General features: G+C 37.8%; 20 protein-coding genes and 1 pseudogene. All 21 read left to right on the plus strand.

The features are described 5' to 3' along the window. Nucleotides 1-162 precede the first annotated feature (162 nt). The 21 genes and pseudogenes from IC572_RS05565 (at nucleotide 163) to IC572_RS05665 (ending at nucleotide 18,617) form a co-directional block, all read left to right on the plus strand. Complete coding sequence (locus tag IC572_RS05565) at nucleotides 163-1,452, plus strand: DUF2130 domain-containing protein (RefSeq protein WP_187855329.1); 1,290 nt, start codon at nucleotides 163-165, stop codon at nucleotides 1,450-1,452. Nucleotides 1,453-1,512: 60 nt separating this feature from the next. Continuing rightward, nucleotides 1,513-3,973, plus strand: a pseudogene (locus IC572_RS05570) (AAA family ATPase). Between the two features lies 1 nt (nucleotide 3,974). Beyond that, nucleotides 3,975-4,892 (plus strand): methionyl-tRNA formyltransferase, encoded by a 918-nt coding sequence (gene fmt, locus IC572_RS05575; protein WP_187855330.1) that lies wholly within the window; start codon nucleotides 3,975-3,977, stop codon nucleotides 4,890-4,892. Beyond that, entirely contained in the window at nucleotides 4,889-5,527 is a 639-nt protein-coding gene (locus tag IC572_RS05580; RefSeq protein ID WP_187855331.1) for a biotin--[acetyl-CoA-carboxylase] ligase, read from the plus strand. Before fmt ends, IC572_RS05580 begins: the two co-directional genes overlap by 4 nt. 5 nt (nucleotides 5,528-5,532) lie before the next feature. Further along, complete coding sequence (soj, locus tag IC572_RS05585) at nucleotides 5,533-6,324, plus strand: chromosome partitioning ATPase Soj (protein WP_001879503.1); 792 nt, start codon at nucleotides 5,533-5,535, stop codon at nucleotides 6,322-6,324. A gap of 3 nt (nucleotides 6,325-6,327) precedes the next feature. After that, nucleotides 6,328-7,200, plus strand: coding sequence for a ParB/RepB/Spo0J family partition protein (locus tag IC572_RS05590; RefSeq protein WP_187855332.1), 873 nt, complete (start codon nucleotides 6,328-6,330; stop codon nucleotides 7,198-7,200). Nucleotides 7,201-7,310: 110 nt separating this feature from the next. Next, the gene (locus tag IC572_RS05595) at nucleotides 7,311-7,745 is read left to right on the plus strand and encodes a FoF1 ATP synthase subunit B' (protein WP_001027605.1); all 435 of its coding nucleotides are present in this window, start codon (nucleotides 7,311-7,313) and stop codon (nucleotides 7,743-7,745) included. 3 nt (nucleotides 7,746-7,748) lie between these two features. Further along, nucleotides 7,749-8,264: a F0F1 ATP synthase subunit B gene (locus IC572_RS05600; RefSeq protein WP_000498438.1), complete on the plus strand. Its 516-nt coding sequence runs from the start codon at nucleotides 7,749-7,751 to the stop codon at nucleotides 8,262-8,264. After that, nucleotides 8,265-8,807 carry a F0F1 ATP synthase subunit delta gene (locus IC572_RS05605; RefSeq protein WP_187855333.1) on the plus strand — a complete coding sequence of 181 codons (543 nt, stop codon included), beginning with the start codon at nucleotides 8,265-8,267 and terminating at the stop codon, nucleotides 8,805-8,807. A gap of 22 nt (nucleotides 8,808-8,829) precedes the next feature. Beyond that, a complete protein-coding gene (atpA, locus tag IC572_RS05610) occupies nucleotides 8,830-10,341 on the plus strand; it encodes a F0F1 ATP synthase subunit alpha (protein ID WP_000080506.1) in 1,512 nt (503 codons plus the stop codon). Nucleotides 10,342-10,355: 14 nt separating this feature from the next. Next, nucleotides 10,356-11,261 carry an ATP synthase F1 subunit gamma gene (gene atpG, locus IC572_RS05615; RefSeq protein ID WP_000002181.1) on the plus strand — a complete coding sequence of 302 codons (906 nt, stop codon included), beginning with the start codon at nucleotides 10,356-10,358 and terminating at the stop codon, nucleotides 11,259-11,261. 32 nt (nucleotides 11,262-11,293) lie between these two features. Further along, a complete protein-coding gene (atpD, locus tag IC572_RS05620) occupies nucleotides 11,294-12,694 on the plus strand; it encodes a F0F1 ATP synthase subunit beta (protein ID WP_187855387.1) in 1,401 nt (466 codons plus the stop codon). A 10-nt stretch (nucleotides 12,695-12,704) separates the two neighbouring features. Beyond that, nucleotides 12,705-13,076, plus strand: coding sequence for an ATP synthase F1 subunit epsilon (atpC, locus tag IC572_RS05625; RefSeq protein WP_187855334.1), 372 nt, complete (start codon nucleotides 12,705-12,707; stop codon nucleotides 13,074-13,076). Nucleotides 13,077-13,086: 10 nt separating this feature from the next. Then, nucleotides 13,087-13,656: a MotA/TolQ/ExbB proton channel family protein gene (locus tag IC572_RS05630; RefSeq protein ID WP_187855335.1), complete on the plus strand. Its 570-nt coding sequence runs from the start codon at nucleotides 13,087-13,089 to the stop codon at nucleotides 13,654-13,656. A 51-nt stretch (nucleotides 13,657-13,707) separates the two neighbouring features. Continuing rightward, on the plus strand, nucleotides 13,708-14,109 hold the full coding sequence (locus IC572_RS05635) for an ExbD/TolR family protein (RefSeq protein WP_001105106.1): 402 nt from the start codon (nucleotides 13,708-13,710) through the stop codon (nucleotides 14,107-14,109). A gap of 18 nt (nucleotides 14,110-14,127) precedes the next feature. Continuing rightward, complete coding sequence (locus tag IC572_RS05640) at nucleotides 14,128-14,976, plus strand: energy transducer TonB (RefSeq protein ID WP_187855336.1); 849 nt, start codon at nucleotides 14,128-14,130, stop codon at nucleotides 14,974-14,976. Continuing rightward, the gene (gene tolB / locus IC572_RS05645) at nucleotides 14,973-16,226 is read left to right on the plus strand and encodes a Tol-Pal system protein TolB (protein WP_140609165.1); all 1,254 of its coding nucleotides are present in this window, start codon (nucleotides 14,973-14,975) and stop codon (nucleotides 16,224-16,226) included. The genes IC572_RS05640 and tolB overlap by 4 nt, the downstream gene beginning before the upstream one ends. Nucleotides 16,227-16,292: 66 nt before the next feature. Continuing rightward, the gene (locus tag IC572_RS05650) at nucleotides 16,293-16,832 is read left to right on the plus strand and encodes an outer membrane protein Omp18 (protein WP_021174766.1); all 540 of its coding nucleotides are present in this window, start codon (nucleotides 16,293-16,295) and stop codon (nucleotides 16,830-16,832) included. A gap of 7 nt (nucleotides 16,833-16,839) precedes the next feature. Continuing rightward, the gene (locus IC572_RS05655) at nucleotides 16,840-17,835 is read left to right on the plus strand and encodes a tetratricopeptide repeat protein (RefSeq protein ID WP_187855337.1); all 996 of its coding nucleotides are present in this window, start codon (nucleotides 16,840-16,842) and stop codon (nucleotides 17,833-17,835) included. Next, a complete protein-coding gene (locus IC572_RS05660; protein WP_001179287.1) occupies nucleotides 17,822-18,379 on the plus strand; it encodes an FKBP-type peptidyl-prolyl cis-trans isomerase in 558 nt (185 codons plus the stop codon). Before IC572_RS05655 ends, IC572_RS05660 begins: the two co-directional genes overlap by 14 nt. 31 nt (nucleotides 18,380-18,410) lie before the next feature. Further along, on the plus strand, nucleotides 18,411-18,617 hold the full coding sequence (locus IC572_RS05665; protein ID WP_001088955.1) for a hypothetical protein: 207 nt from the start codon (nucleotides 18,411-18,413) through the stop codon (nucleotides 18,615-18,617). Nucleotides 18,618-18,659 lie beyond the last annotated feature (42 nt).

Here is an 18,659-nt window from a genome sequence, read left to right on the forward strand (position 1 = left end):
TATCAGCCATTGGTATTGCTCCCTGAATGACCTTTCTTGCGTGAGATAATAAGCGTCTAAAAACCAAAAACATAGAAGTAGCACCCTTAAAACGCATAACCCATAAGAATTAGAAATCGATTCTATTATAAAATATAAAAAACCAAATCTTAAAGGAAAATCATGCAAGAAAATCAAATCACATGCCCCAAGTGCCAAACGCTCATTGATGTGAGAGAAGCGCTATACAAACAGATTGAGCTAGAAAATCAAAATAAGTTTTTAGCCCAACAGAAAGAGTTTGAAAAAGAAGTGAATGAAAAAAGAGCGCAGTATCACACTCATCTTAAAATGTTAAAGCAAAAAGAAGAGGCCCTAAAAGAGCGAGAGAAAGAGCAAAAGGCCAAATTTGATGAGGCGGTCAAACAAGCGAGCGCTTTAGCCTTGCAAGATGAAAGGGCTAAAATCATTGAAGAAGCTAGGAAAAACGCTTTTTTAGAGCAGCAAAAGGGCTTGGAATTGTTGCAAAAAGAATTAGACGAGAAGTCCAAACAAGTCCAAGAATTGCACCAAAAAGAAGCGGAAATTGAAAGGCTCAAAAGAGAAAATAACGAAGCAGAGAGCCGATTGAAAGCGGAAAATGAAAAAAAATTGAATGAAAAATTGGATCTGGAAAGGGAAAAAATAGAAAAAGCCTTGCATGAAAAAAATGAATTGAAATTCAAGCAGCAAGAAGAGCAATTAGAAATGTTAAGAAACGAGTTGAAAAACGCTCAAAGAAAGGCAGAATTAAGCTCACAGCAATTCCAAGGCGAGGTGCAAGAATTAGCGATTGAAGAGTTTTTGAGGCAAAAATTCCCCCTAGATAGTGTTGAAGAAATCAAAAAAGGGCAAAGAGGGGGCGATTGCATTCAAGTGGTGCACACTAGGGAATTTCAAAATTGCGGGAAAATTTATTATGAGAGCAAACGCACTAAAGAATTTCAAAAAGCTTGGGTTGAAAAGCTTAAAAGCGACATGCGAGAGATTGGGGCTGATGTGGGGGTCATTGTGAGCGAAGCGTTGCCTAAAGAGATGGAGAGGATGGGGTTATTTGAAGGGGTGTGGGTGTGTTCGTTTGAAGAGTTTAAGGGGTTGAGCGCGGTGTTAAGAGAGGGGGTTATTCAAGTGGGTTTGGCTAAAAAAAGTCAGGAAAATAAGGGCGATAAAGTGAATCTGCTCTATCATTATTTAACAAGCTCTGAATTTTTTATGCAAGTGAATGCGATTATAGAGGGGTTTGAGCAATTGAGAGCGGATTTAGAAAGCGAAAAACGCGCGATGGCTAGGATCTGGAAAAGCAGGGAAAAACAAATTGACAAAGTGTTTGAGGGCACGATTAACATGTATGGCTCTATCAAGGGCATTGCGGGTAATGCTATTGGGCAAGTGAAGGCGCTAGAGCTTGGGTATGATGGGGAAGATTTAGAGTGATATAATTTTGTATCTAATTGAGTTGTATAAGAAAAATTAAAGAAAAAAGCGAGAAAAAATATGGCGATCAATATCAAAAAGATAAAATCTTTTAAGGCGTTTTGTGGTTTAGACATGATTGAAATGGATGAGTTTAAACACTGTAATATCATTTTTGGAAATAATGGGTGCGGAAAAACAAGCTTGACAAGGGCTTTTGAGTTACTGATTCTAAAAAATAAGCACATTGAAAAGTATCGCACCATTTCTGCTGATAAATCCCCAAGTATTGAGTTTGAATGCGAAGATAGAAGCTATAAAATAGAGCCAAATAGCGATATTAGAGTGCCACCCTTTAAGGTTGAAATTTATAATAGCGATTTTTTGCACAATAACGCGCCTTTAAATAGTGAGTTTGGACTTAAAAAACTAGATGATGGCACAATCATTTTAGAAGGCTCGGTTTTGGGCGAAGAAACGAAAGAAATCAATCAATTAAAAGATTGTAGGGGGAAAGTAGAAAAAAGACAAAAGAAAATTAAAGACGAGAACGACTCTGAGAATACCTTAAGCGCTAAGCAAGAAAGTGAAATTAAAAAATATGATAAAGAAATAGAAAAAATACGAAAAAAAATGACTTCAAATACCATTAAAATAACACCAGATGAGATTGGAATAAATAATTCCTGTAAAGTGTCAAAGGATAAATTTAAATATCAAGAAGATGTATTAACGGATCTGGAAAAAGATTTTAATAAATTGAATGAAGCCATGAAAAAATTTGATGGTTTAAAAGAAATGGAATTGCCTAAAGATTATCAAACAATAAAAGATAAGTTAGAATCTTTATTTTCTTTTGATATAGATAAAGAGGCGGGGCAGGTTTCAGAGAAAATTAAAGAGCATATTAGCAAGGTTGGAAGAGAATTTATTGAGAAAGGAATAAAATTACAAAAAGAGATGCCTGATAATGCATGCCCTTTTTGCACTCAAAAAATAACCAATAATATTATTTATTCAAGCTTATACAAGTTACTTTAATAAGAGTATTGAACAATTCAATCAAGATTCTTTAGAGATTAGTGGGACTTTAAAAAATATTTTAAATCAATGGAATATAAAGGAAATATTGCAATCATTTGAAAGATTTGAACCTTTCATGGAGGATTTTTTAAAGGAAAAGAAAAGTTTAGAAAATGCGTTAGAGCAAATAAAAGATTCATTAGAAGAACTTCAAAAAGAAGTGGATAAAAAAGAGGGAGTTAAAAATGAGGGAAAATTTCAAGAGATAGATAAAAAATTGTTGGAAATTCAGGAAAATATCCAACAATGTGTTGGTGAGACTGGAAAGATTTTAAACCAAAAGAAAGAGCAAAAAAAGAAATTAGAAAAATTAAAAACCAAGCTGAAAGAAGCAAGGATTAAAAAGGCTAAACATGATAGCTACGATTGGCAAAAGAGTAAAAAAGAGGCTGAGAGAAAACTATTAGTTTTAGATCGTGGGCATAAGAGATTAAAATGTCTTTTAGAAAAAATTGACAATAAACTCAAAGAGTTAAATGATCAAAAACGCCCTGATATTGAAATCATTAATAACTATCTTAAAGTTTTAAATTTGCCTAAATATTCTTTGAATAAAGACTATAGAATTGTTTTAAATTCTGATGCTTTAGAAAATAGTGAGGCTAGGATGATTTTAAGCGATGGTGAAAAAACCACGCTTGCGTTTGCGTATTTTTTAGCACGTTTAAAATCATTTTATAAAAAAGAGAATTTAAAAAATTTGGTTGTTGTCATAGATGATCCTATATCCAGTTTAGATGAGCAAAGGATTTATAACACTTCTAATATAGTGGCAAAAATCAATCAAGAACTAGTAGGGGAAGCATTAGAAAAAGATGAAGAAGCACAAGTCTTTGTTTTAACTCATAATCATACTTTTATGGCACGCTTAATCAATATGGTAGGCAAAAATGCTCGCTATTTCCAATTAGAACGCCATCAAAATCAATTAAAAATTGTTTGTAAAAATAAAGTGGTTGGTTATTTTGACACTTTCTACTTGCTTTTATTTAAAGAAGTGTATGCATTTGCGAAAAAAGAAAAAGTGCAAGATAATTTTAACGAAGCTATAAATTATGGGAACAAAGTAAGGATTTTATTGGAAGGTTTTTTAAAGATTAACTTTATTGATTCTTTTCTTGGAGCGAATAGCATTTTTGATGAAGGCAAGATTAAAAAATTGATAGAAACAGCAAATAGAGAAGTTGAATTGAATTTTTCAAATCTACCTTTTAATGAGGATAATAATTGTAATATAGAAAATAAAGATATGCTTTTTAAAAAATTTTTAAGGATCGTAAAAGGCTTGCATTTAGATAGTCATGGAAGCGTTATGGATTTTTTTAGCCCTTATAAAATTTCACTTGAAAATGTCCAAGAGTTTGCCAAAATAGCTATTAATGCTATGAAAATTTTAAATCCTTATCAAACAAAATCTTATATGGAGAGTGTGGATAAAAAAACTAAAAACAAGGGATAACATGCGCATCGTATTTATGGGAACGCCGGGGTTTGCTGAAGTGATCTTAAGGGCGTTGGTTGAAAATAAAAATAACCATATTGAAGTGGTGGGGCTATTCACGCAGATGGATAAACCTTTTGGGCGCAAAAAAGAATTGAAAGCCCCAGAGACTAAAACATACATTTTAGAAAATCATTTAAATATCCCCATTTTCCAGCCACAAAGTTTGAAAGAGCCTGAGGTTCAAATTTTAAAAGACTTGAAGCCTGATTTTATCGTGGTGGTGGCTTATGGTAAGATTTTGCCTAAAGAGATTTTAACCATCGCTCCTTGCATCAATGCGCATGCGTCGTTATTGCCTAAATACAGGGGGGCTTCGCCCATTCATGAGATGATACTCAATGACGATAAGATCTATGGCATAAGCACCATGCTTATGGATTTGGAATTGGATAGCGGGGATATTTTAGAAAGCACTTCATTTTTAAGAGAAGATTATTTGAATTTAGACGCTTTAAGTTTAAAATTAGCGCATATGGGAGCGGATTTACTCCTTTCAACGCTCAAAAATTTTCATTCCATCACAAGAAAGCCTCAAGATCACACGCAAGCTACTTTTTGTAAAAAAATCACTAAAGCCGATGGTTTAGTGGGTTTTAAAGACGCTAAAAGCTTGTTTTTAAAATCGCTTGCGTTTAAGAGTTGGCCAGAAATCTTTTTAGAAAGTAACCTTAAGCTTTTAGAAGTGGGGTTGGTGGAGAATGAAAAGAGCCACAAGGAAGGCGAGATTTTAGAAATTGATGAAAAAGGCGTTCTTGTGGGTTGTTTGAAGGGTAGCGTGCGTATAGCAAGGTTGCAAGCGGTGGGTAAAAAGCCCTTGAAAGCGAAGGATTATTTGAATGGCAAGCGTTTGAAAGTGGGCGGTATTTTGGTATGAGAAAATGTGAAAAAAGGGTTTTTGATAGCCTACCTTCCACGCAAACCTATCTTTTAGAAAAACTCAAAAATAATGAACTCAAAGCCCCTATTTTGATCTTGGCTAAAAACCAAAGCGCTGGGATAGGCAGTAGGGGGAATATTTGGGAGGGTGCAAAAAGCGCTTTGACTTTTTCGCTCGCTTTAAACGCAAGCGATTTGCCTAAAGATTTACCCATGCAAGCGAACGCTTTGTATTTAGGGTTTTTATTCAAAGAAGTTTTAAAAGAATTAGGCTCTCAAACATGGCTTAAATGGCCTAACGATTTGTATTTGGGGGGTCAAAAAATAGGGGGCGTGCTGGTTAATATTTATAAAGGCATGCGGGTGTGTGGGATTGGCGTGAATAGGGTTTCAAAGAAATGGGCATGTTTAGATATTGTCGCAAGCGATGATTTAATTATAGAAGGCTTTTTAAAAAAAATAGAAGAAAATCTGTTTTGGGGGGAAGTTTTAAGTAAGTATGCGTTAGAATTTCATAGAAGCAACTCTTTTAGTTTCCATAATGATTGGGGCGAAGTGATGAGTTTGAAAGATGCGGAATTGTTAGAAGACGGCCGCATTTGTATTAAAGGTAAGATTTATGATAGGATGTGAGTATGATGAGTGAAATCATTGCAGTGGCTAATCAAAAAGGGGGTGTGGGCAAAACGACAACAGCGGTTAATTTAGCGGCTTCTTTAGCGGCGCATGAAAAAAAAATTTTGTTGATTGATTTTGACCCTCAAGCCAACGCCACTTCAAGCTTGGGTTTTAGGCGCGATAAAATTGACTATGATATTTATCATGTGTTGATTGGCCGTAAGCAAATTTCTCAAGTGATCTTAAAAACCCAAATGCCTTTTTTGGATTTAGTGCCTTCTAATTTGGGTTTGGCCGGGTTTGAAAAAACCTTTTATGACAGCCAAGATGAGAACAAACGAGGCGAACTCATGCTCAAAAACGCCTTAGAGAGCGTGGTGGGGCTTTATGATTATATCATTATTGATTCCCCACCAGCTCTAGGGCCTCTCACGATCAATTCGCTTTCAGCAGCCCATTCGGTGATCATTCCTATCCAATGCGAATTTTTTGCCCTTGAAGGCACTAAATTATTGCTTAACACCATTAGAATGTTGCAAAAAAGCACGAACCCTAAGCTCAAAATCAGAGGTTTTTTACCCACAATGCATGTCCCTCAGCTCAATTTGACAAAAGGGGTTTTAGCGGAATTGTTTAAGTATTTTGACTCAGAGTTTTTTAGAGATTCAGCTACAGGAGAGTATATTATGATCCCTAAAAGCGTGAAGCTAGCGGAATCGCCTAGTTTTGGTAAGCCCATCTTGCTCTATGATATTAAATCTAATGGCAGTATCGCTTATCAAAAATTAGCTCAAAGCATTCTTCAAGGGTAGCATATGGCAAAAAATAAAGTGTTGGGTAGGGGTTTAGCGGATATTTTCCCTGAAATCAATGAAGTGTATGAGCAGGGGCTGTATGAAAGAGCGAATCGGGTTGTGGAGCTTGGTATTGATGAGGTGATGCCTAATCCTTACCAGCCCAGAAAAATCTTTAGCGAAGATTCTTTAGAAGAATTAGCACAATCCATTAAAGAACATGGTTTGTTGCAACCGGTTTTAGTGGTGAGTGAGAACGGGCGTTACCATTTGATCGCCGGTGAAAGACGCTTAAGAGCGAGCAAATTAGCTAAAATGCCTACGATTAAGGCGATTGTTGTGGATATTGAGCAAGAAAAAATGCGTGAAGTCGCTTTGATTGAAAATATCCAACGAGAAGATTTAAACCCTTTAGAGTTGGCTAGATCTTATAAGGAATTGCTAGAAAGCTATCAAATGACCCAAGAAGAGCTGTCTAAAATCGTTAAAAAATCCCGAGCCCATGTGGCCAATATCATGCGTTTATTGACGCTCTCTTCTAAGGTTCAAAACGCTCTTTTAGAAGAAAAAATCACTTCAGGGCATGCAAAAGTCTTGGTGGGTTTGGATGAAGAAAAACAAGAATTGATCTTAAATTCCATCATAGGGCAGAAACTCAGCGTGCGCCAGACAGAAGATTTAACGCGTGATTTTAAAACAAACGCAAATTGTGAAAATAAAAAACATGGTTTCAAAGAAACCCAAACGCTCATCGCTGAAGATGAATTAGAACGCTTTAATCAAAGTTTGTGGGATCATTACAAGCTTAAAGCGGTTTTGAAAGGGAATAAAATCATTTTACGATGTTATGAAAATTCTCTTTTAGAGGCTTTTATGAAAAAAATGATGTCTTAACGCTTGAATATCCTCAAATTTTAAGCGATTTTTTGTTAAGATAGAGTTAATGTTTTTATAACAAATGCGAGTTTCAAATATTTTGTAGGATTTTAGGAAAGAAATAGGTTATGAATATATCGGTTAACCCCTATTTAATGGCGGTCGTTTTTGTGGTGTTTGTGTTATTGTTGTGGGCGATGAATGTTTGGGTGTATAGGCCTTTGTTGGCTTTTATGGATAACAGACAGGCAGAGATAAAGGACAGCTTGGCTAAAATCAAAACGGATAATGCCCAAAGCGTGGAGATTGGCCATCAAATTGAGACTCTTCTTAAAGAAGCGGCTGAAAAGCGTAGGGAAGTGATAGCAGAAGCGATTCAAAAAGCCACAGAGTCCTATGACGCTGTGATCAAGCAAAAAGAGAACGAACTCAATCAAGAGTTTGAAGCGTTTGCAAAGCAATTACAAAATGAAAAGCAAGTCTTAAAAGAGCAGTTGCAAGCGCAAATGCCGGTATTTGAAGACGAGTTAAACAAGCGTGTGGCTATGGGTTTAGGGAGTTGATGGATGTTTGTAGTTAAAATGGTGTTAGGGTTTTTGATCCTTTTAAGCCCTTTGTGCGCTACTGGATTGGATATTTCACAAACAGATATTATAGAGCGTTCTTTAAATTTTCTCTTATTTGTAGGGATTTTGTGGTATTTTTTGGCTAAAAAACTGCGAGCGTTTTTGCACTCCAAAAGCCTTGAAATCTCCAAACGCTTAGAAGAAATTCAAGCCCAACTCAAAGTGAGTAAAGAAAATAAGAAAAAACTCTTAAAAGAATTAGAGCAAGCCAAAGAAAAAGCTGAATTAATTATTTCTGATGCGAATAAAGAAGCTTACACGATCACGCAAAAATACGAATTGCAAACCAAAATGGATGTGGAAAATTTGATCAAAAATTCTAAGGCGTTGATGGATTTAGAAGTTAAAAAGATCAAAAGAGAGCTGGTTGAAAGCGTTTTTAAAGATCTAAGAGAGAGCAAAAAAGTCTCTTTCAATGCGCAAGATTGCGTGAATATTTTGAAACAAAGGCTTTAAATGCAAGATTTAAAAGTGATCTCTAAGCATTATGCTAAGGCGTTGAAAAACCACACTAAAAGCGATCTAGCGTTATTGGAAGAAATCGTTGTAGGGCTTAAAAATGCAGCAGAAGCCATAAAATTACACAAACTCAACCAGGTGTTAGCTCATGTTTCTTTAAAAGTTAAAAAAGAGGTTGTATTTGAAATCTTAGAAAAAATAACTCCCACAAAAGCATGTTCAGTTTTAAAGCCTGTAATGGAAGTGGTGTTAAAAAATAACCGGCTTGACATGTTGGAATTAGTCGCTGAAGAGCTGTCTTTTGATTCTAAAAGGACTTTAGAAGCCACACTTTTAGTCCCACAAAAGCTTGAAAATAATGAACTAGAAGCCGTGCAACAAAAATTGCAAGCGCGTTTTAACGCTCCTGTAGAAATCACTCAAGACACTTGGTCTAAAAAAGGGGTTTCTTTGAGCGTTTCAAGCCTGGATTTAGAAATAGGCTTTTCTAAAGAAGATATTTTAAAGAAAATAGAAAAACAGGTTATTCAATCTATTTAATCAATCTAAGGAGATAAAGATAATGTCCCAACTAAAATTGGAAGAAATCAGCTCGGTTATTGAAGAAAAAATCAAGAATTTTGAACTTGATTGCGATATGGCTGAAGTAGGAAAAGTCGTTTCATACGCTGATGGTGTGGCTAAGGTTTATGGCTTAAATGGTGTGATGTCGTATGAAGTGCTGGAGTTTGAAACAGGGGATAAGGGCGTTGCAGCTAACTTAGAAGAAGATAGCGTTGGCGTGATTGTGTTTGGTTTTGGCAACAATATTAAAGAGGGGACTAGCGTTAAACGCACGAAGAGTTTGATGAAAGTTCCTGTTGGTGATGCGGTTGTAGGGCGTGTGTTGAACGCTTTGGGTGAGCCTATTGATGGCAAGGGTGAGATAGAAACGAATGAGTTTAGCCTAATAGAGCAAAAAGCCCCGGGCATTATGGACAGGAAATCGGTGCATGAGCCTTTGCAAACTGGCATTAAAGCCATTGATGCGTTAGTGCCTATTGGGCGCGGGCAAAGGGAATTGATTATTGGGGATAAACAAACCGGTAAAACCACCGTAGCGATCGATGCGATCATTAACCAAAAAGGGCAAAATGTGATCTGTATCTATGTGGCTATTGGGCAAAAAGAATCCACTGTCGCGCAAGTGGTCCGCAAATTAGAAGAATACGGGGCGATGGAATACAGCGTCGTGATCAACGCTTCGGCTTCCGATTCAGCTGCGATGCAATATTTAGCCCCTTATTCAGGTGTGGCTATGGGGGAATACTTTAGAGATCATGCCCGCCATGCCCTAATTATTTATGATGATTTGAGTAAGCATGCTGTCGCTTACAGAGAAATTTCTTTGATTTTGAGAAGACCCCCAGGTAGGGAGGCTTTTCCTGGAGATGTGTTTTATATCCACTCACGGCTTTTAGAAAGAGCGGCTAAACTTTGCGATGAAAAGGGTGCCGGCTCTTTGACCGCGCTCCCTATTGTGGAAACTCAAGCGGGCGATGTTTCAGCTTATATCCCTACGAATATCATTTCTATTACAGACGGGCAAATTTTCTTAGAAACGGATTTGTTTTATTCAGGGATCCGCCCGGCTATTAATGTGGGCTTGTCGGTTTCAAGGGTTGGAGGGGCCGCTCAAATCAAAGCGACCAAGCAGGTTTCAGGGACTTTGCGCCTGGATTTAGCGCAATACAGAGAGTTGCAAGCCTTCACGCAATTCGCTTCTGATTTAGATGAAGCGAGTAAAAAGCAATTAGAAAGGGGGCAACGCATGGTGGAAGTGCTGAAACAAGCCCCTTATTCGCCCTTGCCTATTGAAAAGCAAGTGGTCATTATTTATGCTGGAGCTAAGGGCTTTTTAGATAGCGTGAGCGTGAAAAAAGTCGTGGATTTTGAAGAGCAACTGCACCCTTTCTTGGAAGCAAAATACCCCCAAGTTTTAGAAGAAATCCACACTAAAAAAGCGCTAGATAAGGATTTAGAAGCCATGCTAAGAAAAGTCTTAGAGGAATTTAAGCTCACTTATAGCGAGTAGGAGACGGCTAGAATATGGCGAATTTAAGAGACATTAGAAAGAAAATTGGAAGCGTTAAAAACACGCAAAAAATCACGCATGCGATGAAACTCGTTTCCACTTCCAAGCTAAGAAAAGCTGAAGAAGTTGCAAGAAATTCCAGAGCGTATGCACTAAAACTAGACGCTGTGTTTGATGATGTGCTATCCAAGATGAAAAATCAAGGGATTGAAGACATTCAAAGCAAGTATTTTAGGGAACTAGAAAGACTTGAAATCAAAAAAGTGGATATTATTTTTATCACAGCCGATAAGGGGCTTTGTGGGGGCTTTAACACCAATACCATTAAAAAAGTTTTAGCATGCACGAATGAATACAAAGAAAAAGACATTAAAGTGCGTTTGCGCGGTATTGGTAAAAAGGGTAATGAGTATTTTAGCTTTAACGGGATAGAGGTTTTAGACAAGATCAATAATTTGAGTTCTATGCCTAATTATGAACGCGCGCAGGAATTCATGAAAAAAGTGGTAGAGGATTATTTGAGTGGGAAAACCGATAAGGTGATTATCATTCATAATGGCTTTAAAAACATGATCACTCAAGAAATAAGAGTCAAAACAATTTTGCCTATTGGGTATAAAATCATCCACCAAAACCCTCAGCCTAATGAGACGCAAGAGACTATTACTAGTGAGCCAAGCGGGAGTGAAGATGAAATTTTAGACTCTTTAGCAGAAAAATATGTGGAGTATAGTTTATACTATGCTTTGATTGATTCTTTAGCTGCAGAGCATAGCGCTAGAATGCAGGCTATGGATACAGCGACGAATAACGCTAAAGATTTGGTTAAAACTTTAACTATTTCTTATAATAAAGCCAGACAAGAGGCGATTACGACCGAGCTAGTAGAAATCAATGCTGGCGTAGAAGCCCTAAAATAAAAATTACATTAAAATAAGGAGCGATGAAAGCGATGGAAGGTAGAATCATTCAGGTTTTAGGCCCGGTGGTAGATGTGGAATTTGAATCCTATCTACCGGCGATTTTTGAAGCGTTAGACATTAATTTTGAAGTCAATGGCACTCAAAAAGCTTTAGTTTTAGAGGTGGCAGCCCATTTGGGAGGTAATCGGGTGCGAGCGATTGCTATGGATATGACAGAAGGCTTAGTGCGTAACCAAGCCGTCAAAGCTCGTGGCAAAATGATTGAAGTGCCTGTGGGCGAAGAAGTGTTAGGGCGCATTTTTAATGTTGTGGGCGAGAGCATTGACAATTTAGAGCCTCTTAAGCCGTCCTTAACTTGGCCCATTCACAGAAAAGCCCCTAGTTTTGAGCAGCAAAGCACTAAAACAGAAATGTTTGAAACCGGTATCAAAGTCATTGATTTGCTCGCGCCTTATTCTAAGGGCGGTAAAGTAGGCTTGTTTGGTGGGGCTGGCGTGGGGAAAACGGTGATCATTATGGAGCTTATCCATAATGTGGCTTATAAGCATAACGGGTATTCGGTGTTTGCGGGTGTGGGGGAGCGCACCAGAGAGGGGAATGATCTGTATTTTGAGATGAAAGAAGGGGGCGTTTTAGACAAAGTCGCGCTGTGCTATGGGCAAATGAATGAGCCACCAGGCGCAAGGAATCGCATCGCATTCACCGGCTTGACGATGGCGGAGTATTTCCGTGATGAAAAGGGCTTAGATGTGTTGATGTTCATTGATAACATCTTTAGATACGCTCAAAGCGGTGCGGAAATGAGTGCGCTACTAGGCCGTATCCCTTCAGCCGTGGGGTATCAGCCCACGCTAGCCGGGGAAATGGGGAAACTGCAAGAGCGCATCGCTTCCACTAAAAATGGCTCTATCACTTCCGTTCAAGCGGTGTATGTGCCAGCAGACGACTTGACTGACCCAGCCCCTGCTTCGGTGTTTGCGCACTTAGATGCGACTACGGTGTTGAATAGAAAGATCGCTGAAAAAGGGATTTATCCAGCAGTTGATCCTTTGGATTCCACTTCAAGGATTTTAAGCCCTCAAATGATCGGCGAGAAGCACTATGAAATCGCTACCGGTATCCAGCAAGTTTTGCAAAAATACAAGGATTTGCAAGACATTATTGCGATTTTGGGCTTAGACGAATTGAGCGAAGAGGATAAAAAGATTGTTGAGAGAGCCAGAAAAATTGAGAAGTTTTTATCCCAGCCGTTTTTTGTGGCTGAAGTGTTTACGGGAAGTCCCGGTAAATATGTAACCCTTCAAGAGACTTTAGAGGGCTTTGGAGGGATTTTAGAGGGCAAATACGATCACATTCCTGAAAACGCATTTTACATGGTGGGCAGCATTCAAGAGGTTTTAGAAAAAGCTAAAAACATGAAAAATTCCTAAGGGTTTTGCCATGGCTTTGTTGAAAATTAGTGTGGTAGTTCCTGAGGGGGAAGTTTATACAGGAGAGGTTAAAAGCGTTGTGTTGCCAGGAGTTGAAGGGGAATTTGGGGTGCTTTATGGGCATAGCAACATGATCACCTTACTTCAAGCGGGAGTGATTGAGATTGAAGCTGAAAACCAAAAAGAGCACATTGCGATCAATTGGGGTTATGCAGAAGTTACCAAAGAACGGGTGGATATTTTAGCCGATGGGGCGGTCTTTATTAAAAAAGGATCAGACGACAGAGATGATGCTATCTCTAGGGCTAAAAAGCTTTTAGAGGACGCAAGCTCTGACAGGTTAGCGGTTTCTAGCGTGCTTGCTAAGATTGAGTCTCTTTAAGGGGATAATCATGTTAGATTCAATCGTTTATTTTTTCAATAAGAGTGGGTTTGTTACCACGCTTGTTTTAGTTTGGATTTCGCTTTATTTGGTGATGACTTTATGGGTCTTTTTGTATAAGAGCATTGTGTTAAAGATTGAACTCAAGCGCGAGATGCAATCTTTGTCTAACATTCTTAATGGAGCACAAGACGCTCCAGAGCATTTTATGTTTAATAAAAAAAGAAATGATGAAGCCAAGAGGTATTCTAATGAATTGTTGCAGGCTTGGAAACATCAAGTTCTTAAGCAAAGCACGACGGGTTTAGTGGTATTAAGCATTATCTCTTCTACAGCCCCCTTTATTGGTTTGTTTGGGACGGTGGTTGAAATTTTAGAAGCGTTTAACAATTTGGGCGCATTAGGTCAAGCTTCTTTTGGGGTGATCGCGCCCATTATTTCTAAGGCTCTTATCGCCACCGCTGCAGGTATTTTAGCGGCCATTCCAGCCTATTCTTTTTACTTGATTTTAAAACGCAAGGTGTATGATTTATCGGTTTATGTGCAGATGCAAGTGGATATTTTGTCTTCTAAAAAATAAAGCTTTAAGGGGATTTTATAAATATCTTAAATAGGGAGTTAGAAGGTTTTTATGAATTATGATAACTATTGGGATGAAGACAAGCCAGAACTCAATATCACGCCTTTAGTGGATGTGATGCTTGTTTTATTGGCTATTCTTATGGTAACGACGCCCACTCTCACTTATAAAGAAGAGATTGCTTTGCCTTCTGGTTCAAAAACTGCTAGAGCCACTCAAGATAAAATGATAGAGATCCGCATGGATAAAGACGCAAAAATCTATATAGATAGTCAAACCTATGAATACAACTCTTTCCCGGATACTTTCAACTTGCTTTCTAAGAAATACGATAAAGATACTAGGGTTAGTATCCGCGCGGACAAACGATTGACTTATGACAAAGTGATTTATTTGCTAAAAACGATTAAAGAAGCGGGTTTTTTAAAAGTTTCTTTAATCACAAGTCCTTAAAAAGTAGGGCTAATTTGCATGAGTAAGAGCGCGATCTTTGTTGTTTCTGGCTTTTTAGCGTTCTTGCTCTATGCTTTGTTATTATATGGTTTGTTGCTAGAAAGGCATAATAAAGAAGCGGAGAAAATCCTTTTGGATTTGGGCAAAAAAAACGAACAAGTCATTGATTTGAATTTAGAAGATTTGCCAAGCGATGAAAAAAAAGATGAAAAAATCGCTGAAAAAGCAGAAGAAAAAAAAGATGAAAAAGCAGAAGAAAAAAAAGATGAAAAAGCAGTTGAAAAAAATGCAACTGATAAGGAGGGCGATTTTATTGATCCTAAAGAGCAAGAAGAAAGCCTTGAAGATATTTTTTCTTCACTCAATGATTTTCAAGAAAAGACAGACAAAAACGCTCAAAAAGATGAGCAAAAAAATGAGCAAGAAGAAGAGCAAAGGCGTTTAAAAGAACAGCAACGCTTAAAGCAAAACCAAAAAAATCAAGAGATGTTGAAAGGTTTGCAACAGAATTTGGATCAATTCGCGCAAAAACTAGAAAGCGTTAAAAACAAAACTTTAGATTTGCAAATTCCTAAACAAGATGGGGTTGATGAAAAGGCTTACCAAGAGTGGTACGCTCAAATCTATCAGATTTTATATAAAGGTTGGAAAGGGGTTTTTTATCACAAGGCTTCAGTGAGCGCTCTGATTATGATCACTAAAGATGGGGAGTTTGATTATACCATTCTTAGCTACTCTGATTTTAAGGATTATAACAAGAGTGTGATGACCCTTTTAAATGATTTAAAGAAAGTGGATTTCCCCCCATATCCTGGAGGAAACATGATTTCTATTCAAGTTAATTTCACCACTAAGGAAGAACAATGAGGTATTTATGGCTTTTTTTAATACACACTATAGGGCTTTTTGCAACAGATAAAACACTAGATATTATTAAAACCATTCAAAAACTTCCTAAGATTGAAGTGCGCTACTCTATAGATAACGATGCCAATTACGCTTTAAAATTGCATGAAGTCTTGGCGAATGATTTAAAGACTAGCCAGCATTTTGATGTTTCTCAAAACAAGGATCAAGGTGCTATCAATTACGCAGAACTCAAAGATAAAAAAGTCCATCTTGTAGCGCTTGTGAGCGTGGCTTTAGAAAACGGCAATAAAATTTCACGATTAAAACTTTATGATGTGGATACAGAAACGCTCAAAAAGACTTTTGACTACCCCATTGTAAGTTTAGATCTATACCCTTTTGCAGCGCACAACATGGCCATTGTGGTGAATGATTATTTAAAAGCCCCTTCTATCGCTTGGATGAAGCGCCTTATTGTTTTTTCTAAATACATTGGACCAGGAATCACAAATATCGCCTTAGCCGATTATACGATGCGTTATCAAAAAGAAATCATCAAAAACAACCGACTCAATATCTTCCCTAAATGGGCGAACGCTGAGCAAACGGAGTTTTATTACACGCAGTATGGCGAAAGAACGCCCATGATTTTAAAATACAACATTCAAAAAGCCACTCATGAGAATATCGCTAGCTCTCAAGGAATGGCTGTGGTCTCTAGCGTGAGTTCTGATGGCTCTAAAATCTTAATGTCTTTAGCCCCTGATGGCCAACCGGATGTGTATTTGTATGACACGCATAAAAAAACTAAAACTAAAATAACGCGCTATCCTGGGATAGATGTTTCAGGAGTGTTTTTAGAAGATGACAAGTCTATGGCTTTTGTTTCGGATAGATCCGGTTATCCTAACATCTACATGAAGAAATTGGGGTTAAAAGAAAGTGCGGAGCAACTCCTTTATGAAGGAAGAAGCAATGAATCCATTGACGCTTATAAAGATAGTATTGTGTATGTGAGCCGAGAAAACCTTAATGAATTTGGCAAAACGGTGTTTAATTTGAATCTGATCACTCTAAACAGCAAATATATCCGCAGGCTTACCGTGAATGGCTCTAACCAGATGCCTCGTTTTTCTACGGATGGGAGAAATATCATGTATATCAAAAAGACACCCCAAGAATACGCCATGGGGCTTATTTTGCTAGACTATAATCAGAGTTTTTTATTCCCTTTAAAGAATGTGAAAATACAAGCCTTTGATTGGTAAGGTTAAATTAAGCGAATATGAGTTAATATTTACACTTATTAAAATTTGATTCTTGGAGAATTTATAATGAAGAGATCTTCTGCATTTAGTTTTTTGGTAGCTTTTTTATTGGTAGCTGGCTGTAGTCATAAAATGGATAATAAGACTGTGGCTGGCGATGTGAGTGCTAAAACGGTTCAGACTGCGCCTGTTACTACAGAACCAGCTCCAGAGAAAGAAGAGCCTAAACAAGAGCCAGCTCCAGTGGTTGAAGAAAAGCCGGCTGTTGAGAGCGGGACTATCATTGCTTCTATTTATTTTGATTTTGACAAGTATGAAATCAAAGAATCCGATCAAGAGACTTTAGATGAGATCGTGCAAAAAGCTAAAGAAAACCACATGCAAGTGCTTTTGGAAGGCAATACCGATGAATTTGGATCTAGCGAATACAACCAAGCGCTTGGCGTTAAAAGGACTTTGAGCGTGAAAAACGCTTTAGTCATTAAAGGGGTAGAAAAAGATATGATCAAAACCATCAGTTTTGGTGAAACCAAACCCAAATGCGTCCAAAAAACTAGAGAATGCTACAGAGAAAACAGAAGAGTGGATGTCAAATTAGTGAAGTAATTCTAGGATGAAAAGGCTTTTTTTTATCCCTTTTATCACTCCCTTTTTTCTCAATGGGGAGCCTTCAGCGTTTGATTTGCAAAGCGGAGCGACCAAAAAAGAACTCAAGCAGTTGCAAGTCAATAGCAAGAATTTTTCCAATATTTTGACCAAAATCCATTCGCAAGTGGAGGCTAACACTCAAGCTCAAGAGGGTCTAAGGAGCGTTTATGAAGGGCAGGCTAATAAGATTAAAGATCTCAATAACGCTATCCTTTCCCAAGAAGAATCCTTGCGAGCCTTAAAAGCCTCGCAAGAAGTGCAAGCTAACACGCTCAAGCAGCAATCGCAAACTTTAGAGGATTTGAGGAATGAGATTCACGCTAACCAGCAAGCTATCCAGCAGTTAGACAAGCAAAATAAAGAGATGAGTGAATTATTGACCAAGTTAAGCCAGGATTTGGTTTCACAAATCGCCTTAATCCAAAAAGCCCTCAAAGAACAAGAGGAAAAAGCTGAAAAGCCGCTCAAATCAAGCGCTCCGGACAATAAGAACCCCCCTTTGAAAGCCGAAACCCCAAAAAATCAAGAGAAAAAAACCCAAGAAAAGGCGAAAGTGGAGTTTGATAAAGATCTGTCCAAGCAAAAAGAGATCTTTCAAGAAGCCCTGTCTTTTTTTAGAAACAAATCCTATGCAGAAGCCAAAGAGCGTTTGTTGTGGTTAGAAGCCAATAGTTACAGACTTTATTATGTGCGTTATGCGCTTGGAGAAGTGGCTTATGGGGAAAAGAGATATAAAGAAGCGATCAAGTATTACAAAGAGAGCGCTCTTTTAAATAAAAAAGCGTCTTACATGCCTGTGCTTTTGTGGCATACGGCATGGTCGTTTAAAAAAATCAAAGACGATCAAAACTATTATAAATTTTTAAACACTTTGCAGCACTTGTATCCTTCAAGCGAACAAGCTAAAATGGCACAAAAAATCTTAGAAAACAAGGAGAAACACCACCATGCAAAACCATGATTTAGAATCAATCAAGCAAGCCGCTTTGATTGAATATGAAGTGAGAGAACAAGGCTCTAGCGAAGTGCTAGATGGCAATATTTCTAAAGAGCCTTTAGAGTTTATTATAGGCGCTAATCAAATCATAGCAGGGTTAGAAAAAGCGGTATTAAAGGCTCAAATTGGCGAGTGGGAAGAGGTTGTCATCGCCCCAGAGGAAGCTTATGGGGTTTATGAAAGCAGCTATTTGCAAGAAGTCCCTAGAGATCAATTTGAAGGCATTGAATTAGAAAAAGGCATGAGCGTTTTTGGGCAAACTGAAGACAATCAAACCATTCAAGCCACTATCAAAGACTTTAGCAACACGCATGTGATGGTGGATTATAACCACCCGTTAGCCGGGAAAACTTTAGCGTTCCGTTTCAAGGTTTTAGGTTTTAGGGAAGTGAGCGAAGAAGAAATTTTAGCTTCACACCATGGCGGTGGGACAGGTTGCTGTGGCGGTCATGGGGGTCATGGCGGAAAGAAAGGTGGGGGTTGTGGTTGCTCATGTTCGCATGGGTAGTAAGGTATAGGAGTATTTAAAAGGCAAGGTCATGAATAGCTCTAATCTCAAGAATTGGCTATTCCCTACCATTTGCTTTTTTTTATTTTGTTATATTTTAATTTTTTTAATGTTTTTTATGTTTAAAAGTTTGCAATCGCAATCGTTTGGCTCTGTGGCAGAAACCGGAAAAAAACCCATCACCACCACCAAGAAATTTGGTAAGGAATTGCAAAAACAGATTTCAAAAATCCATTAACTTTTTTTCTTTTTTGCCGATATTTGCTGTAATGGAATGAAT

Source organism: Helicobacter pylori (assembly GCF_014496485.1).
GTDB lineage: Bacteria > Campylobacterota > Campylobacteria > Campylobacterales > Helicobacteraceae > Helicobacter > Helicobacter pylori_DD.

Bases quoted from the DNA above. Each gene is read 5' to 3' on its own strand.
- IC572_RS05665 (WP_001088955.1), top strand. From the start codon at position 18,411: ATGAATAGCTCTAATCTCAAGAATTGGCTATTCCCTACCATTTGCTTT.
- IC572_RS05630 (WP_187855335.1), top strand. From the start codon at position 13,087: ATGTTAGATTCAATCGTTTATTTTTTCAATAAGAGTGGGTTTGTTACC.
- IC572_RS05650 (WP_021174766.1), top strand. From the start codon at position 16,293: ATGAAGAGATCTTCTGCATTTAGTTTTTTGGTAGCTTTTTTATTGGTA.
- IC572_RS05565 (WP_187855329.1), top strand. From the start codon at position 163: ATGCAAGAAAATCAAATCACATGCCCCAAGTGCCAAACGCTCATTGAT.
- atpG (WP_000002181.1), top strand. From the start codon at position 10,356: ATGGCGAATTTAAGAGACATTAGAAAGAAAATTGGAAGCGTTAAAAAC.
- atpD (WP_187855387.1), top strand. From the start codon at position 11,294: ATGGAAGGTAGAATCATTCAGGTTTTAGGCCCGGTGGTAGATGTGGAA.
- atpC (WP_187855334.1), top strand. From the start codon at position 12,705: ATGGCTTTGTTGAAAATTAGTGTGGTAGTTCCTGAGGGGGAAGTTTAT.
- IC572_RS05600 (WP_000498438.1), top strand. From the start codon at position 7,749: ATGTTTGTAGTTAAAATGGTGTTAGGGTTTTTGATCCTTTTAAGCCCT.
- IC572_RS05605 (WP_187855333.1), top strand. From the start codon at position 8,265: ATGCAAGATTTAAAAGTGATCTCTAAGCATTATGCTAAGGCGTTGAAA.
- IC572_RS05635 (WP_001105106.1), top strand. From the start codon at position 13,708: ATGAATTATGATAACTATTGGGATGAAGACAAGCCAGAACTCAATATC.
- IC572_RS05660 (WP_001179287.1), top strand. From the start codon at position 17,822: ATGCAAAACCATGATTTAGAATCAATCAAGCAAGCCGCTTTGATTGAA.
- IC572_RS05590 (WP_187855332.1), top strand. From the start codon at position 6,328: ATGGCAAAAAATAAAGTGTTGGGTAGGGGTTTAGCGGATATTTTCCCT.
- IC572_RS05655 (WP_187855337.1), top strand. From the start codon at position 16,840: ATGAAAAGGCTTTTTTTTATCCCTTTTATCACTCCCTTTTTTCTCAAT.
- soj (WP_001879503.1), top strand. From the start codon at position 5,533: ATGAGTGAAATCATTGCAGTGGCTAATCAAAAAGGGGGTGTGGGCAAA.
- IC572_RS05580 (WP_187855331.1), top strand. From the start codon at position 4,889: ATGAGAAAATGTGAAAAAAGGGTTTTTGATAGCCTACCTTCCACGCAA.
- atpA (WP_000080506.1), top strand. From the start codon at position 8,830: ATGTCCCAACTAAAATTGGAAGAAATCAGCTCGGTTATTGAAGAAAAA.
- fmt (WP_187855330.1), top strand. From the start codon at position 3,975: ATGCGCATCGTATTTATGGGAACGCCGGGGTTTGCTGAAGTGATCTTA.
- IC572_RS05595 (WP_001027605.1), top strand. From the start codon at position 7,311: ATGAATATATCGGTTAACCCCTATTTAATGGCGGTCGTTTTTGTGGTG.
- IC572_RS05640 (WP_187855336.1), top strand. From the start codon at position 14,128: ATGAGTAAGAGCGCGATCTTTGTTGTTTCTGGCTTTTTAGCGTTCTTG.
- tolB (WP_140609165.1), top strand. From the start codon at position 14,973: ATGAGGTATTTATGGCTTTTTTTAATACACACTATAGGGCTTTTTGCA.